This is a genomic window from Clostridium sp. MF28, assembly GCF_002969175.1.
In the GTDB taxonomy this organism is placed as follows: domain Bacteria; phylum Bacillota; class Clostridia; order Clostridiales; family Clostridiaceae; genus Clostridium; species Clostridium beijerinckii.
On the sequence record NZ_CP014331.1, the window covers coordinates 1463832 to 1481793 of the forward strand.

Genomic DNA, 17962 nt, shown 5'->3' on the forward strand with positions numbered 1-17962 from the left:
CTTTTTAATTTATCTATAATTTTAAAATAAATTTTACTTAGTAGTATCAAACATAATTTTTTAAACTACCAAACCTCTTCTTTTGGCATATAGCCTAAAAGCTACTTCTTCAACAAATGAGAATAAACTTGTGGTTATAAAATATATTCCTAAAGCAATAGGAGCTTTAAAAGTAACCAATCCACTTATTATAGTTGTTATTATGATGTTGGTTTTGCTTAGTTTAGCTTGAGCTTTTAATCTAAGAAAAGGTATATAAGGTAATATATTGGGACTAAGCATTGAAACTGCATATATTGCAGGCACTATAAATAAACTATCTGACATCTTCAAGCTAACTACCCAAGGTATAAGCGCAGTTCCAACCTGCATAGGCATATTTAAAATCACTCTATACAAATTAAAAACTATAGGTATCTGAAGTAAACTTGATAAAATACCTATCATTCCCCTTGCATTTTGCTTAAAGTACTTTTGAGTCTCAATTTCTAGCTTTTCCTTATTACTTTTATATTTCTCTTTTATTTCTTCAAGCCCCTTAGAAAACTCCTGCTGACTATACATGCTTAACTTTTGCTTAAATGATATTGGCATAAGAATTAGCTTAACCAATATAGTTAATAGTATAATTGCTATTCCTAAGTCTCCTGTAATATTAAAAAAATAATTAAGTGATACGTTTAGTAAATTTGAAATGATGTTCATATTATTCCTCCTAAAATTTAAAATAAATAAAAAACACCATTTCATTTAAAACTGTACACAATACCGCCAAATATCATATTTTTCATATGATATATAATCATTTATTATCATAAATCTTGAATAATCCAAGTATTTAATATAAATCCTACTCACAACATTATAATTTAACTTTTTTCTATATTTTCTTAAATATGTAATTGTGCAAGTAATAATACTTATAAGAAACACTAGAACAAAAAACAAATGCATAGTATTCATTAACTCTGCTCTCATAAAATTACCTCACGAAATTCTATATATGCATATAGTATATCACTTTAGAATTTATTTACAATGATCCTAGTTCATATATAATATTAGGTTATACATTTCATAGCTCCAACTATTGCCAATATATTCTACTATATAAAATCGGATAATTATGGTACAATATCCAAGTAAAATTTAACAACCATAGATGGATGGCTGTGGAGGTTTTGAACATTTTTTCCTCCTTGGGCTATTGGTGAATTATTTCGCTGTAGCTGAGGGGGTGGTATTGGATATGCTAGAATTGATTATAAAATGTTTTGCTGCTCTTTATATTATTAGATTAGTTTTAAAACATAATCTTTTTATTTCTAAATTGATAATTAAGATTAATTTTCTTGGAATTCACATAGAAATTAATAGCAAAGAGAAAAAGCACCCATCCGACCAAGAATAGTGCTTTAGTCTCTTCATAAATTTGTAATTTAGGTCCAATAGCCCTAAAACAAAATAAATGTTTTAATGATTAGCTTGGTGTTGACGCACTAAGCTTTTCTTATTTATATTATATCAAATTCTTTTAGAAAAATACATATAGAATTGATATTTTAAATTGTAACTTACCATAAAACTTTATAAGCTTTTAATGCAATTTCTTCATTTAACTGGTAATCTTACTTCAAAAATAGTTCTATTATCATCACTATAGGCCTTTATCGTTCCTTGATGCAACTCTATAATATTTTTTGTGATAGCTAGCCCTAATCCAGAACCACCTATATCGCTATTTCTTGATTTTTCTACCCTATAGAATCTATCAAATATGTATGGTAAATCTATTGCTGATATTGACTGGCCATAGTTTATAACTTGAACTACTGCCATATTCTCTTCCATTTTTGTTATTACATCAACATAAAAACCATCTCTGCCATACTTAATTGCATTAGATAGTAAATTTTCAAATGCTCTAACTAGTTTTCCTGCATCTGCATTTACTATTAGCTTATCCTCAGAAAAGTTGATTCTTGATTGCATTTCTGCATTTTTAAATTGATATTCAAAATACGCAACTACCTGACCTAATAATTCTACTAAATTAATATCAACCTTATCTAAATTAATGGTGTTATTTTGCATTTTAGTGAGTTCAAACAAGTCATTAATAAGTAAATTCAATGCTTTTGCCTTTTCAAATGCTATATTAGCATAATATCTTAGTCTTACTTCATCTTTATACTTATCAGCATCAATTATTTCCAAATAACCTATTATAGACGTTAATGGAGTTCTTAAATCATGAGAAACATTAGTTATCAAGTCATTTTTAGTTTGTTGAGCTTTTCTTTCTACTATTGTTATCTCCTTAAGCTGCCTTGAGATATTATTAATATTTTCTGCTAAATTCCTAATATCATTTTCTCCATCAACTTCTATTAATCTGTCCAAGTCACCACTTGCCATTATTTCAGTTTGATCTATAATAGCTACCAAACTTTTAGTTTTTCTATAAGTAATGAGTAAATATACTCCTACAAATAATGAAATTCCAGCAATTACATAGGTTGCACCTTCAAACATTACAGAATCAATGAGTCTTCGAAATTTAAAAATATAATTGATGAGTTGAATTTTAGTATTTAAATATAAATATATTAATATTCTACTAACTATCATTAAGCTTATATAAGTTAATAATAACGTAGTTCCAATCTCACCTAATGGTGACAGCCAATATTTATAGAATCTTTTATTTTTCAATTTTATATCCAACTCCCCATATAGTATGAATTATCTTATTTCCTTCCATATGATGTTCTATTTTATCCCTTAATCTGCTCATATGCACCATGACAGTATTATTAGATTGATAATATCTTTCCTTCCATACCTTTTCAAAAATATCCTCCGCGCTAAAAACTCTTCCTCTATTTGTCGCTAACAGATATAATATTTCAAACTCTCTAGCTGTTAGATCTACTTCTTTATCATCTATAGTCACCTTATGCTTACTCTTATCTATAACCATTGATTCAATTCTTATTAGATCCTCTGAAACTTGCATTTTTAAATTCAAAAAATATGATCTTCTCATTAATGCCTTCACTCTGACTATAAGTTCCAATTGGTTAAAAGGTTTGCATACATAATCATCTGCACCAGTCATAATCCCTTGAATCTTATCCATATCTTCTGATTTTGCACTTAGCATAAGAATTGGTATGTTATACTTTTCCCTTACCCTTCTGCAAACCTCCAGACCATCCATGTGGGGCATCATTATATCTAAAACTATCAAATGAATTTCTTCCTTCTCCAAAATATCTAAGGCTTCCTCTCCACAACTTGCCTTAAATACATTGTATCCTTCATTTCTAAGATTTATTTCTAGCAAATTTCTTATTTCTTTTTCATCATCTACTACAAGTATATTATTCATTTATTCCTCCATTTTTATAATTATTTTTGTAAGTACTCTTCTAGTGCAATTCCATTATCATGAATATACTTAGCAGCTTCCTTTCCTACATATCTAATATGCCATGGTTCATATTCAATTCCTGTTACACTTTTCTTTCCATAAGGATATCTTATAATAAAACCAAATCTATAGCAATTTTTTGCAAGCCAATCTGCCTCCTTAGTTCCCTTTGCAAAATATCCGTTTTTATTAGTAATATCAATGCACAGCCCTGTTTGATGCTCACTAAATCCAGGTTTAGCTACATATGCATCTGCAAGCTTTTTCCCTTGAGATATCACACGATTTTCATAAATATCTTCTTGTGACTCATAAGATCTATAACCCGAATTACCAAGTAATATTATCCCGTCTTTTTTAGCCGCATTTACTAATTCTTCTAATGGCTTTACAACAGTTCCTGCTACGTGTTTTTCTTCATCATCTGATCCATTTGAAAATGGTATGTTAGGTATGCTTAATCCTTCTGGTACATAATTTCCACTTAATCCATGCTTCTCATTTACTAATAGTATTTTTTCGCTTCCATTAGCTGTGTTTACTTCAAACAACTTGTCTTTATCATTTGAACCATAATTACTTGTATTTCCTTCAATATACCAAAATCCGCAAATTATTATCATCGTCATTATTATAAATCCTGATATCTTTTTATATACTTTTCTCATATCTTCTACTTCCTTTCAAATGTCATAATTTCATTGTAGAAGATAGACTTTACAAGAATTATAAATAAACCTTACGAAATCTTAAGTTTTAAAAAACTTACCTTGACTAAAAAAAATGCCAATACTATTCGAATAGCATTAGCATTTTTTATCATATACAAATTTAACAGAATATAAGATACCCAATTTTACTTACATAATATAATTTTTTGTGTAATTGTATCTAATTTAAATGAACAATTATACTATTAAATTAATTTTTATATTAGTTCCTTCATTTTAATTCCATAAAATTTTTTTATTAAAATACAATTTTCAATGTTAAAATATCTTCTTTAATTTCTGCTAATGCTTTAGCATTTATTCTTTCAGCTAATAGCTTCACAATTGAAAGGCCTAAACCTGTACTGCCAGAGCTTCTTGATTTATCCCCTGTATAAAACTTTTCAAATAATAAATCTACATCTATTTTTTTAGGATCTTCAATTTTATTGGCAAAGCAAAGCTCAACATGTTCCTTTTTCACAAGTGATATTTTGACATAACTTGAGCCGTATTTCAATATATTTGATATTAGGTTCTGAACAATACGCTGTAGAATTATTTTATCTCCTTCAATAAATATTGTTGTATTTGGCAAATCAAAAATTGGCTCGATTCCAGCTTCTTTAAATGGAATTATATTTTGGAGCATGGCATCACAAAGAAAATTATTCATATTAATTTTTTCTAAATTTATATGCATTCTATCATTTTCAATAATAGTTATTTCAAAAAAACTGGTAATGAGATTATGTAAAATCTCTGATTTCCTTTTTATAATATTTATCTTTTCTCTTTGGTCTTCTGATAATTTACTTTTTTCTAACAATTGTAGATAACCAATTATAGAAGTAAGAGGGGTTCTTAAATCATGAGATATATTCGCGATAGAATCCTTAAGCTTTTGCTCATTTCTCAACACCTCTATTCTTAGCTGCTTTTGAGAATTTATATTTCTATTAATGTTACCTGCAAGGTATTCAATATCTTTGTCAAGCAACGATACATCTATCTTCTTTTCTGTTTTGCCTTCTGAAATATTTTCTAATTGTTTTCCTATACTTTTTATTTGAATCTTTAAATGAAATGCATAAGAAATTAATAAAATAACAGTAAGGCTTAATATCAATATAATCAGCATTATACCCATCCTTATATAATAAGTTTATTTTAGTTCACATTTACGAAATATATTATAACTTAACATTAGTATAAACCCTAATAAAATTATACCTTCTAAAGAAAATGATATAAATTCAAATGTTGAGTTATTGTTTAAAATCACTCTAAGCAAATTCATTGGATGCCTATATAATGGCAAATTCATACTTCTGGCAACAAACAAATATATAGCATTCATAAGAATTGTAATAACTGATACTATAATAGTTTTTAAATTATCCCTAAATATTACTCCCAAAAGTATTATTACAGAAAAAATAGCTAAATATAATAATGTTGTACAAATTAAAATTTTCATTAGTGTAATTACATTTACTCCACTTGGTGCATTAAAGCCATACTTTATAGTAACAGCGAATGCACCAGAAAAGGAATAGATAAGTATTGCTACAGTTGTAATAATAAGTATTGAGGCAGCTTTTGTAAAAAAAACAATACCTCTACTATTTCCAGATGCAACTTTAGTAATTAAAGTCCTATTTGAAAAACTTTTTCCTATTAGCAATGCTGGAAAAGCTGAAATTAACATGCAGGTTCCTGGAGCATCATGGAGCATTGCTATTAATGCTTCATATCCTCCCAAAGTTAAATTATAATAATTCATTTCTAAATCTCCATAACCTGAATATACTCCATAAACAATCGCAATTCCTATCATAAGCAAATAAATATTGTTATGGGTAGCCTCGTAAATTTCCATCTTTAATAATTTTTTCATTTATTACACTCCCTCTTATCGTAACTCTGCTTTTTTAAATAAAAAATATGATATGCTCAAGAAAAATAATATTATGCAAATACCAATTAGTCCTGCGTCTTTAAATTGATTTGGAATTAAAGGCCTATACAAGATAAGGCGTGCCTGTGCTAATGGTAGATACCTAAATATAGTTGTTCTTATATCATTTGTTGAATTTAATAAAGAGATATTTATAAAGTATATTCCAACTGAAATTCCTACTGTTTTACCAATATCTCTAAACATAAAAGCTATAAATATACTTACACTTGACATAGCCATCCCCAATAATGATGTTGTTATTATTGTTTTAGCTAAAATATTTCCCTCGTTCATAAAATATACCGCAGTATATCTATGTAAAATAATATTAAGAATTACATTTACAATTGGGCTAAACAAAATAACTAAATTAACTCCAATGAAATATGCTGACACCTTGCAAATAAATATTTGAAACCTGCTATGACCTGCACACACCCCGTTATTTATAGTCCTATCTCCAAAATCATTTCCAAAAGAAATTGCTCCAAGTAATATTGGAAATACCATTAATAAACATGCATAGTAAAAGCTTACCCCTATATTTTCATATCCAGTTATAAATGTATGACTATCTGAAGTCATAGTAATTCCAAAAAGTGTACTCATGATAAACACTAACCAAAAGCTTTTACTTATGAATAATTTATAAACCTCAGTCCTAAAAAGATTAATCACATTTACCTCCCCCAATTCTTCTAATAAAGTAATCTTCAAGGCTATCTCCCGCTAAAGAAATTCCAGTTATTATTAAATTATTTCTTGATAATGCTACTGAAACAGATTTAATATCATCTAGATAATCATATAAACGAATTGTTTTATCCGGCATTACTTGAAAGTTTTTTGTATGAAGTTCCTCTTCTAATGTAGTAGCCGCAAGAGATATATCATCTACATTGATTGCAATATGCTTTTTACACTTTTCATTAAGTTCCTCTTGAGTTAACGTTTCTAATATATTTCCATGAGAAATTATAATATAATGATTAGCAGTATGATAAAGTTCTTCTAAAATGTGGCTTGAGATTAAAATAGTCATTCCTTTTTCTTTATTTAATCTTTTAATAAGTTCTCTTATTTCAACAATTCCCACAGGATCAAGTCCATTTACAGGTTCATCTAAAATCAAAAACTCTGGATCATTGATCAGTGCTAGAGCAATTCCTAATCGCTGCTTCATTCCTAAAGAAAAATCCTTTGCTTTCTTTTTTCCTGTATCTTTTAATCCAACTAATTCTAAAGTATCTTCAATAACCCTTTTATCGGGAATTCCTCTTTGAATGCGTTGAATCTCTAAATTTTGATATGCTGTCATATTAGGATATAATGCAGGAGTTTCTACCATGCAACCTAATCGCTTTCTTTGTTCTTGTAATTTCTTTTCTCCAGTTTGTCCAAATAAATAAAGTTCACCAGATGTAGGAAATGATAAGCCAGTAATAAGCCTTATTAATGTTGTTTTTCCCGCACCATTTTGTCCCACAAAACCATAAATATTACCTTTTTCTAATTTTATATCTACACCATCTAATGCTTGTGTATTTTTGTATTTCTTTTTCAAATTTTTAGTTTCTAAAACATAAGTCATAATTACATCTCCTTTGCTTTTCCATATTTACATTGTAAAAATCGTACTTAAAGAAAATCTTAAATCAATTCTAAAGAAAACCTTAAATATTTTCTCCATAACAAAAAAGCAGGCTTTACTCCTGCTTATATATTTCTTTTTATTTATTATTTTAACTTATAACCCATTCCCCATATAGTTTCTATATATTCTTCATTGGGATTTGCGCTTTTAAGCTTATTTCTAATATTGCTTATATGGACATTTAGTGTATTATCTTCACTAAAATATTCTTCATTCCATATACTTTCAAATAAATTTGCCTTTGAAAAGACTTTTTGTGGATGACTTAATAATAAAAATAAAATACCATATTCCTTTGAAGTTAATACAAGTGTATTTCCGTTTACTATTACTTTCTTTTCCTCTTCATATAATGTAATATCTTTATAAGTTAAAATTGATTTTTTTATATTTGAATCTGAACTACAGCGCCTTAAATTACTCTCTACTCTTGCTAATATTTCATTTAAATCAAAAGGCTTGGTCACATAATCATCAGCACCTAAACGTAATAAATCTACCTTTGTATGTACCATATCCTTTGCAGATAATACGATGACAGGTATATTAGAAAAGCTACGCAGTTCCCGTAAAATCTCATCTCCACTTTTATATGGCAGCATTAAATCTAAAATAACTAAATCATACGTTAAAGTTCTTAATTCTCTCATACCATCTATTCCATTATTAGATATCTTTATTTCATATCCACTTTCCTTTAAAAATTCCTTAAGTAGATCACAAATTTCTAAATCATCTTCTATAATTGAAATCCTTTGTTGCATATCATCACCAACCAAATTACTACTTATTTAACTAAACCTGTATAATAAATTTAACTATAAACATAATAGTATCATTCTTTTAATATCGTTTCAAATCCATATTTGTTTAAAATAGCCAATTTGCCAAACGCTTAATTGTTATCTTTTATTTATTATATGGATCATCTAATTAATTACAAGTAATTTAATACCTATTCTTGAAAAAGTTTCAAATGCCGATGCAATTATTTTAGGCTCTCAAATATATCTGCATTCAGTTACTGGAGACATGAGATCTTTTTTAGAAAAACTCATATTTCAATATTTAGTTTATGACACTAATCATACAAGCCGTTCGCTAAATGAGAACAAATATTTGATCACAATAAACAATTGCCATACAACTGGTAGATCAGCATATTTCCTAATCTACTAGTTTGATAATAAAGCGAATGAAACTAGTTTACTTTAATATGGAAAAAAGAGAATCACCTCATTCTGAGTTTGATTCTCTTTAATTATTTTAATTTTTAAGTTGTAATTTGTGTATAGATAGCTAATTTAAGAATTCAACTTATTAAATTAACATATTTACAAAATTGCTAGAACTTTAAGCTTATATCTTAACTAGAAATCATAAATATATTTGTGTAGAAAACATTTGAAAATGAGCTGTTAAAGGTTCTTAGCTGTAGGTTGTTCCGTTTTAGCTTGTGAAGTGAGGGTCCAAAATTTTATTTTGGGTTCTCGAACTTCCTCAGCGAATGTAATGAGTCGAGCTTCCCTAGGAAAGTTGGAGCATGCTAAAGTGGGTACAACCTATTGCTTATAACCTTCAGCGATATTTTCATAGCTTTTCGGAATCAAAATATTTATGATTTGGTAAGTAGACTAGGGAATCACTTCCCTAACCCCTCTCAGAACCGTACGTGCGGATTTCCCGCATACGGCTCCCCACATTATAATTCACAGTATATATGATATATCTTCTTTTAAGTTGAAAATATTAACATATATTTTAGCTTTAGGTATTTTGAAGCACTCAAACATAGTGTCAAAACTTCTCCAGTTATAACTTCTTTTCTGACTTCTTTTGTTTAGCCATTTAAAAGTTAGTTTTCTTACTAAATATCTGAAAGTTGCGAGACTTAAACTGTTGTCAGTGATTCCGTAATACCTATAATATCCTATTAGTCTCTGTGTCAGTTTCTCCATTAATAATGTGAGCGGCACTGTTCTATTATTCTTTAACCATTCATTCAATCTCTTTATGCTAGCTCCAAATTTCTTTGAGCTAGTCTTCCTCTTAACTCTAAAACTTCCATTCTTTCTGCAACTGCAGAAGTGTGTAAATCCTAGAAAATCAAAAGTTCTATCTTTATATGATTCTAACTTTCATGCTCTCTTGAATTTTCTATCATAGTAGGCATTCTTACCGAAATATAATATTTTAGTTTTATCTTCAGCTACCTGCAAGTTAAATTTGTCTAATCTGTTTTTCAATGCTTCATAGAAAGCTTTCGCTTCGTCTTCATACTGAAAACAGCAAACAAAATCATCCGCATAGCGTACTATGTACGCCTGTCCTTTACACTTCTTTTTGATAAAGTTATTAAACCATATATCTAAAACATAATGTAAATAAATGTTTGCTAATGTTGGAGATATTATTCCCCCTTGTGGAGTTCCTTCATATACTTTATAAAACTTTCCGTTTTCCATTATTCCAGTTTTCAAAAATCTACCTATATATCTAAGTAAGTTCTTGTCTGCAATCCTGTGTTCAAGAAATTTCATCAACCACTTGTGGTCAACATTTCAAAGAATCCTTTAATATCAGCATCTACAACATAATTCACATTCTTTTCAGATAAATATACATTTAAGATTTTAAGAGCATCATGACAACTTCTATTTTGTCTAAACCCAAAAGAACTATCAATGAAATCTTGTTCATATATTGATTTTAATATTTTATTAATGGCTAATTGTACAACTTTGTCTTCATATGCCGGTATACCTAGAGGTCTTTTCTTGTTTGAACCAGACTTATCTATGTATACTCTCCTTACAGGCTGCGGTCTATATTTAAAAGTCTTCATTCTAATTAGTAGATTATCAATATTATTCTCTAAGTTAGTTTCATATTCTTCCTTTGTTACCTTATCCACTCCTGTAGCCTTATTTCCGCTCAGTTCATAATGGCATAAAATTAGCATTTCCTTGTTAACTAAATGCATTAGTGATGTAAATTTCTCTTTAGGATTATTTCCAGCTATTTCTGCTATCCTCTCAAGTTTTGTGTACATTTTTTTTTTCCTCCTCTGTGTGAGAATTTCTGTTTCTCTTTTCAAGGTCTATAATATGTTACACCCTTCCCTCCATGGTCATTACTCATTTCTTCAGTACTATGGTGTAATCCGACTACTCATTATCATTTGAATACCTCTGATTTCTAATCATTGTTTTCCATACTCTGAAGTCAGAGAATAATGAGTCCTCCCAAGTTGACGTACTATATCAATGTATACCATGCTACACCTTAAAACCACGAGAAAGCACAGATATTCTTGCAATAATGATTATCTATGTTCTGACTTCTAATTTACCGATATTATCGTCCTTTCTGACTTTGTGATAATTTCGTGGCTAGTAGTTTCAGCATTCGCTTGCGGCCTGGTACCTTGTTTGTCTACACTTAACTTATTACATCGCCATAATAAGCCCAAGACTAACTAATGACTGGTTGCTGGCCTTTGTCATGCAGGATTCCCACCTGCTATATAGTAATAATGAGGAAGGTTAGCCCTCATTATCTTTTACGCCCTTGCTTGGCGTACCGGTAAGTTATCACATAAATCTAGATTTAAAGTTGAATATCTATATTTACATTGTGCCGTATACTAAACCTGAAACTTCTGTATCATTTCATTTAAATCCTGAGCAAGACGTGTCTGCTCTTGAGCCGTTTTTGCTATCTCATCTGTTGCTCTATTAACTTCATCAATATTGTTTACTATTTCATCAGTTTCTTGTGAAGATTTTTGTGCTGTATCAGCCATGCTCTCCACCGCTTTAGTAACCTGTTCCATTGTAATTGAAATTTCTTTAGTCATTTCAGCTATTTCATTTGACATTTTACTTACAAATTGTGCATCCTTATAATTTTCTTTTCCAATTTCAATCATATCTTGAAACTTAGGATTTACTCTTTCCTTCATGAAAGTTAGTACCTCATCACTATTGTTTGAAAGATTTCTAAATGCATCTTGAACTTTTAAAATTGTACTTTTTATAGATTCTACAGCATCTGAAGATTGTTCTGCAAGCCTTCTTACTTCTTCAGCAACTACTGAGAATCCTTTTCCATGTTCACCAGCTCTTGCTGCCTCTATAGCTGCATTTAGTGCTAATAGATTTGTCTGCTCTGATATCTCTGCAATAGTATCCGCCATAACTTTTATATTTTCTACTACTTGTCCTTCTTTTATTGCTTGAAGTATTTTTTCTTCTTTTTCACTAAACACCATTTCTATTTCTTTAATGGATTCCAAAGATCTATTTTGCATATCTTCTACTCTAGTTTTTGCAGCACTTGCATTATTACTTCCTTCTACTGCCTTATTAGTTAATACATTAATACTTGCCTCAACTTCTTCTACTGAAGCGTTTATTTCTTCTGCTGCTGAGCTAGTTTCTTGAATACCAAAATTAATATTACCAATTCCAGAATTAATATTTTGAGACATTGCTGAAAATTCTTCAACTGTGGCAAATAATTCTTCACTCGCTGCACTCATATCTTGTGAATTGTTCATTATTTTCTTAATTAGATTTATTAAATCCTGCCTCATATGCTCAATTCCTCTAGACATATCTCCAATTTCATCTTTGCGTTTTAAATCTTTTTCTAATGTTTTTTTAGTAAAATCACCTTCTGATAAGTGTTTAAAGTGTGTAACTGCACTTGCTAATGGTTTTGATACCTTTTTATCTATGTATAAATATATTGCTATCCCAACCAAGATTAACACGATAATAGAAGATATAATATTATTTATAACAAATTTTTTTATAAATAGCTGACTTTCAGCTTTACTTTTACCTGTAAATATAACTCCAGCTGCCTCATTGTTATCTCCAGTAATTGGCGAATAGTAAGCATCAAATTTACTTCCTAAAACATTGGCCTCCCCGGAATATGCATTATTACTTAAAACAACTTTTGCAATTTTTTCATCAAGTTTAGTTCCAACAACTCTTTCGCCATCTTTCATTATACTTGTTGCAACTCTTACATCTCCCATAAAAATAGTGGCATCGCACCCGAATTTACTTTTAACATAATCTACTAGATTATTAGAATCTAATCTATATCCTACAGACACAACTCCAATAATATCTCCATTTTCGTTCTTTACTGGCGCACCTGCTCTAGCTGCAAGTTTAATCTGAGTTCCACTTTCAACTTGGGAGTTTAATTTACCAGCAAGAGCATTTCTTACATTTGCCTGATTTAAAATACTATCTCCCTTTTTATCTGGTTCATAAGATCTTACAATTACATTACCTTTTTCATCAGTTATTGTAACAAATTCTACATCTAGATCTTTTAATATATCTTTTAAATCATTAAAAATCTCCTGACTATCTTTATTTTCAATTCCCTTTATTATTCTAGGATTTAAGGCCAATTGACTTCCAATACTTAAAGACTCATTTTTCAATTCCTTAATTTTTTCGCTTATTGTTTCATTAGCATTCATTACTTCCGTCTTATTGTTATGATCTGAATAAGAATTAAAGCTGATTGTACTGATAGCTATATTAGCACTAAACAGTAAAATTGTTAGTCCAAAAATAAATAGAATCAATTTAAACTTTATTGAATTAAATTTCATACTTATCCCCCTCCTGCCCTTTAAAGAATTTTAACCTTCTCTAGGTGTTAAATAATATTAACTCTATACTCCTTGATTTCGTCATTAATTATCAAATTCCTTTTTTATTTCCTTTCCAAATATATATTTGTAAGTAATATTATCCCATAACCTATTTATAAATTTGATTTTATTATAAATTCATTAAGAATAAAAAAGTCCCAAACCAAATTAAACTGTCCTTGACAAAGGATACATTTTAAATAGGTTTGAGATTTCTTATAGTAAATTTATAAGAGTATTATATAAAAAATAAGAGGGTTTAAATATGAAATTGGCTCTCTATATGATATTCTTTATTATTTTATAACAAAAGTTAGAGGTTCACCTCGATAAATAAAATCTATGCTCTTGTCATTTACAAAAATTGTACAAGAACGATTTTTAATAGATTGTTGGAAATCATAATCTGCTTTTCCAATAGTAAATTTACTTTCTTTATCTTCCCATTTCATTAAAATCTTATTATAAATTCCTTTCTCATACTCATAACCGTCGCCACTATCTTCATAAAATTCAAATTCACAATCATCCCCAGGATAAATATGAATTTGAAATGGTTTATCACTCACTTGCTCCGCATATTGTAGCCCTTCTTCCATTGGAATAATAGAACCTGCTCGTATAAATAATGGAATCTTATCTATTGGAGCGTCCGCAACCACATAGCTCCCCCCACTTAATCGTTCTTTCGTCCAAAAATCATACCAGTCAGCTCCTTTGGGCAAATAACATTTTCTTATTTTAGGTTCATTAATTGACATACTATTCAGCTTATAATACATCGGATTTGTAACTGGACATACCAATATAGAATCTCCACACATAAATTCGTCACTAATTTCTTTTGCTATTTCGTCATTACTAAAATCAAACAAAAGACTTCGAAGCATAGTATAATGATTCTGCGTTACTTTCCCAGCCAAAGAGTAGAAATATGGAATTAAGCTATATCGTAAATTTATAAACTTTTCAATGGAATCGTAAAACATTTCTCCCTTTTCTCCAAAGTTCCATATTTCTCTTGGAGTATCTGTTCCATGAGAGCGGAACATTGGTAAAAATGCACCATATTGAAACCATCTTACGTATAATTCACGATAAGCAGAATCATTTACACCCTCATTATAATCTCCCTGCCAAAACCAAAGTGGGTTCGGGTTATTGTTGCAACCGCATCCTCTGTTTCTCCATTCACTTCCTACTGTAAAAAATGCTCCAATATCTAATGTCCAATAAGGTAAACCGCTCAAACATAAATTCAAACCTTCTGTAATTTGTTTTCTAAAAGTTCCCCAGGTTGCATTAGTATCACCTGACCACAAAACAACACCATATTTTTGAGAGCCAATATAACCAGATCTCGCCAGATTAAGAACTCTTTTATCAGGCGATACCTTTCTTTGATTTTCAAAAATGCCTTTCTCATGCATTAATGCAAATAAATTAGCTTTAGCTGGGTCTAAAAACTTTTTATGCTCATTTCCCACTAACATAAATCGTTCCCAAGGTTCTCTAATTTTTTCTCCATTCCAATCTGGTCCACTAAATGGTTCCGTTGAATCACACCACCAAGCATCAAAGCCTCCCTTGTATAACTCTTTTTCTGCTTGTTCCCAGTACATTTTTCTTGCATCCTCATTAAAAGCATCATATGTAGAATTGTCTCCTAATAAATATTCAGCTTGTAAAAATTCTTCATAATCCTCTCCACCTACATTCATATTTGGCCAAATAGAAACCATAGTATGAACATTTAAATCATGAATTTCTTTATTTGCTTTACCTATATCAGGATATCTATTTTTATCTAATCGCTTATTCCCCCATAAACCTTCTTCCCAAGTATGCCAATCTTGTACAATGCAATCTATCGGTACATTTCTTTTTCTATACTCTTTAACTACTTCAACTAATTCTTCTTGGTTTCTATATGTTTCTTTCGACTGAATATAACCAAGCGCCCATTTTGGCAGCATGGCAGCTCGTCCTGTCATTTTTCTAAAACCGCCTACAATATCATCGAGCTTTTCACCAAAAACAAAATAGTAATCTAATTGCTCCACTACATCTAAATAAACATATGCTCCTCTTGAATCATCATTAAAAGTCATCAATGATCCACAATCAAATAAGATACCATAATTTTTATTTGATACCAAACATGGAAACGGAGTTCTCATATTGTGCTGATATAAGTATTGAGAGTTACCTCTATAGTTATAGATTCCTTCTTCTCCTTGTCCTAGTCCATGTATTGCTTCTTTTTCTTGCCACTCAAAGGATAATTTTGCTCTATATGCCATTCTATCAATATATGGTTTTAAATTTTCAACGAAGCTTCTTTCTCCATCAACAGTTTGTACTCTTTTAATAATAGCTTTTTCACCATTTGTAGAATATTTTTCAACTGGGATTGAAACAAGTTCCTTATCTCTTTCTTGCAGCAATATTTCATCATTCTTACCATTTTTCCATACAAATTTTCCTGTCTTCTTATTAATAGTTAAAGTAATTGATCCAGTTCTTAAAATAATACTATCTTGTGTCTCTTCCACAACAAATTCATTTAATTTCTCTATTTCATAATTAATCCCAATAACTGATGAATTCTTTATATTTTTCTCTTTAGTATAAGTACAACGAATAATTTCTTTACCCACAGCAGATAACTGAATTATTCCATCTTCTAATTTCAAATTTACTATTCTGCTATCCTTACGATATCCTAAAATCTCCATTTAATCACCGCCCTCATTAACCTTTAACTGCTCCAGCTGTCATTCCTGAAACGATATATTTTTGACCTAATAAATAAACTACAATAACTGGCAAACTAGTTAGCATAATATCTGAACAAACTAAATTCCAATCTTTAAAATACATTCCAAAGAAATTATATACTGAAAGGGTCATTGGCCATTTTGAAGAACTACTTAAAAAGTATAATGGAGATACAAATTCATTCCATGTATTTAAAAAAGTAAGAACTACAACTGTTGCTAACGCTGGTTTTAATAGTGGAAAGATAATATAGATAAATATCCTAATTGGAGAACATCCATCAATTACAGCCGCTTCATCTAATTCCACTGGAATTCTTGCCACAAATCCATGAAGGAGAAACACCGAGAATGGAAGCTGCATTGCAGTATATAGTAGCACTATTCCAAGCATTGAGTTCATTAAGTGTAACGCAGACATTACCTTCATTAAGGCTACATAATTTATAGGCATTGTAATTCCTAATATAATAAACATGTAAATGATGCGATTTAATTTTGTTTTATTTCTACATAATACATAGGAAGCTGCTGCTGCTAAAATGGCACATAAGATTACACTTCCTATAGAATAAACACAACTATTAATAAAAGATGTTGCAAGCTTTCCTCTTTCTATTACTGTAGAAAAATTTTCAACTGGTATTGGAAATGTAGGAAGTTTCAGATTCATATCAGAAGCTGCTTTGCTAGTTTTAAGAGCATTAAATAGGATTAACACTAATGGTATAAGAGATATAATCGTTATAACCCATGCAATTCCATTAGAAAATATATTTTGTAATGTTTTCTTTATTCTCATTATTCCATCACCTCATTTTTAGTCATTATTTTAATCATAAAGACCCCAATAAATACCATGATTACAAACATAACAGATGATAATGCAGTACCAATAGCATACTGACCCATACCAAATTTTTTAAATACTATTGTATACAATACTTCCGTTGTAGATTTTCCTGGGCCACCATTTGTTAATACGTAAATCATGTCGAATACTTTTAATCCATAAATTACATTTAATACTGTAGTAGTAGCTAATGTTGGGAGTATTAACGGAAATGTAATAAATCGAAATTTTTGTAGTCCTGTTGCTCCATCAATATTAGCCGCTTCATAATATTCACTAGAGATAGATAAAATACCCGCTATAAAGATAGTCATAATGTATCCAATCCCTCTCCAAACATCAACTGCAACTACGGATCCAAAAGCAAATTGTGGTGAAGTAAGCCATTGTTTTGCTAATGTATCTAAACCAATGCCTCTAAGAAAAACGTTTAGAATTCCTATCTTAGGATCAAGGATTGATGTAAAAATCATACCAATAATTAATGTGGATAACACAGATGGCATAAACATAACCCCTCTGTGAAAATTCAAGAATTTTATAGATTTTGTTAGCAACACTGCCAATAACAATCCTATAGCATTTTTTAATATTGTTGTAATTATTGTAAACCACAAGGTATTACCTAAAATCTTCATATAATTCTCATTACCTGAAAATATTACTTTGAAATTATCAAATCCAACAAAATTTATTTTATCACTGTAAGCTGACCAGTCTGTAAAGGAATATGCAATGCCAATAATTCCCGGAATTACAAATAAGACTCCATAAATTATAAGTGCTCCCCATATAAAGTAACTCGGATATATTTTTTTCTTATTCATTTACACTTCTCCTTATTTTTATAGTACTGTAACCAGACAAGTATATCTGGTTA

At 29.6% G+C, this 17962-nt stretch carries 15 protein-coding genes and 2 pseudogenes; 2 read left to right on the forward strand and 15 right to left on the reverse strand.

The window, feature by feature from the left end:
• Positions 1 to 60 precede the first annotated feature (60 nt).
• Positions 61 to 705, reverse strand: a complete 645-nt coding sequence (locus tag AXY43_RS06550) for a YidC/Oxa1 family membrane protein insertase (RefSeq protein ID WP_012059827.1) — start codon at positions 703 to 705, stop codon at positions 61 to 63.
• A gap of 544 nt (positions 706 to 1249) precedes the next feature.
• Between AXY43_RS06550 and AXY43_RS06555 the strand changes: the two genes are divergently transcribed.
• Positions 1250 to 1411, forward strand: a complete 162-nt coding sequence (locus AXY43_RS06555; protein ID WP_167595021.1) for a hypothetical protein — start codon at positions 1250 to 1252, stop codon at positions 1409 to 1411.
• A gap of 200 nt (positions 1412 to 1611) precedes the next feature.
• Here the strand turns inward: AXY43_RS06555 and AXY43_RS06560 are convergent, their stop codons facing one another.
• The 8 genes from AXY43_RS06560 to AXY43_RS06595 form a co-directional block, all read right to left on the reverse strand.
• On the reverse strand, positions 1612 to 2715 hold the full coding sequence (locus tag AXY43_RS06560) for a sensor histidine kinase (RefSeq protein ID WP_105411253.1): 1104 nt from the start codon (positions 2713 to 2715) through the stop codon (positions 1612 to 1614).
• The gene (locus AXY43_RS06565) at positions 2705 to 3394 is read right to left on the reverse strand and encodes a response regulator transcription factor (protein WP_023974520.1); all 690 of its coding nucleotides are present in this window, start codon (positions 3392 to 3394) and stop codon (positions 2705 to 2707) included. Before AXY43_RS06565 ends, AXY43_RS06560 begins: the two co-directional genes overlap by 11 nt.
• A gap of 20 nt (positions 3395 to 3414) precedes the next feature.
• Positions 3415 to 4104: a M15 family metallopeptidase gene (locus AXY43_RS06570; protein WP_023974521.1), complete on the reverse strand. Its 690-nt coding sequence runs from the start codon at positions 4102 to 4104 to the stop codon at positions 3415 to 3417.
• 301 nt (positions 4105 to 4405) lie between these two features.
• Entirely contained in the window at positions 4406 to 5287 is an 882-nt protein-coding gene (locus AXY43_RS06575; RefSeq protein WP_023974533.1) for a sensor histidine kinase, read from the reverse strand.
• Between the two features lie 24 nt (positions 5288 to 5311).
• Positions 5312 to 6046 carry an ABC transporter permease gene (locus tag AXY43_RS06580; protein ID WP_039773818.1) on the reverse strand — a complete coding sequence of 245 codons (735 nt, stop codon included), beginning with the start codon at positions 6044 to 6046 and terminating at the stop codon, positions 5312 to 5314.
• Positions 6047 to 6061: 15 nt separating this feature from the next.
• Positions 6062 to 6787 (reverse strand): ABC transporter permease, encoded by a 726-nt coding sequence (locus AXY43_RS06585; protein ID WP_026885619.1) that lies wholly within the window; start codon positions 6785 to 6787, stop codon positions 6062 to 6064.
• Complete coding sequence (locus AXY43_RS06590; RefSeq protein ID WP_105411254.1) at positions 6780 to 7700, reverse strand: ABC transporter ATP-binding protein; 921 nt, start codon at positions 7698 to 7700, stop codon at positions 6780 to 6782. Before AXY43_RS06590 ends, AXY43_RS06585 begins: the two co-directional genes overlap by 8 nt.
• 146 nt (positions 7701 to 7846) lie before the next feature.
• On the reverse strand, positions 7847 to 8527 hold the full coding sequence (locus AXY43_RS06595) for a response regulator transcription factor (protein WP_105411255.1): 681 nt from the start codon (positions 8525 to 8527) through the stop codon (positions 7847 to 7849).
• A 184-nt stretch (positions 8528 to 8711) separates the two neighbouring features.
• Here AXY43_RS06595 and AXY43_RS28630 point away from each other — a divergent pair.
• A pseudogene (locus AXY43_RS28630) lies at positions 8712 to 8858 on the forward strand (NAD(P)H-dependent oxidoreductase); the annotation flags it as partial.
• A 614-nt stretch (positions 8859 to 9472) separates the two neighbouring features.
• Here AXY43_RS28630 and AXY43_RS27695 read toward each other — a convergent pair.
• The 6 genes and pseudogenes from AXY43_RS27695 to AXY43_RS06625 all read right to left on the reverse strand — a co-directional run bounded on the left by AXY43_RS27695 (position 9473) and on the right by AXY43_RS06625 (position 17909).
• Entirely contained in the window at positions 9473 to 9721 is a 249-nt protein-coding gene (locus AXY43_RS27695) for a hypothetical protein (RefSeq protein ID WP_238953652.1), read from the reverse strand.
• A 180-nt stretch (positions 9722 to 9901) separates the two neighbouring features.
• A pseudogene (ltrA, locus tag AXY43_RS28635) lies at positions 9902 to 10815 on the reverse strand (group II intron reverse transcriptase/maturase).
• A 594-nt stretch (positions 10816 to 11409) separates the two neighbouring features.
• Entirely contained in the window at positions 11410 to 13407 is a 1998-nt protein-coding gene (locus AXY43_RS06610; RefSeq protein WP_105411256.1) for a methyl-accepting chemotaxis protein, read from the reverse strand.
• A 338-nt stretch (positions 13408 to 13745) separates the two neighbouring features.
• Positions 13746 to 16187: a TIM-barrel domain-containing protein gene (locus AXY43_RS06615; RefSeq protein WP_105411257.1), complete on the reverse strand. Its 2442-nt coding sequence runs from the start codon at positions 16185 to 16187 to the stop codon at positions 13746 to 13748.
• 16 nt (positions 16188 to 16203) lie between these two features.
• The gene (locus AXY43_RS06620) at positions 16204 to 17031 is read right to left on the reverse strand and encodes a carbohydrate ABC transporter permease (protein WP_077843150.1); all 828 of its coding nucleotides are present in this window, start codon (positions 17029 to 17031) and stop codon (positions 16204 to 16206) included.
• The gene (locus tag AXY43_RS06625) at positions 17031 to 17909 is read right to left on the reverse strand and encodes a carbohydrate ABC transporter permease (RefSeq protein ID WP_017210291.1); all 879 of its coding nucleotides are present in this window, start codon (positions 17907 to 17909) and stop codon (positions 17031 to 17033) included. The genes AXY43_RS06620 and AXY43_RS06625 overlap by 1 nt, the downstream gene beginning before the upstream one ends.
• Positions 17910 to 17962 lie beyond the last annotated feature (53 nt).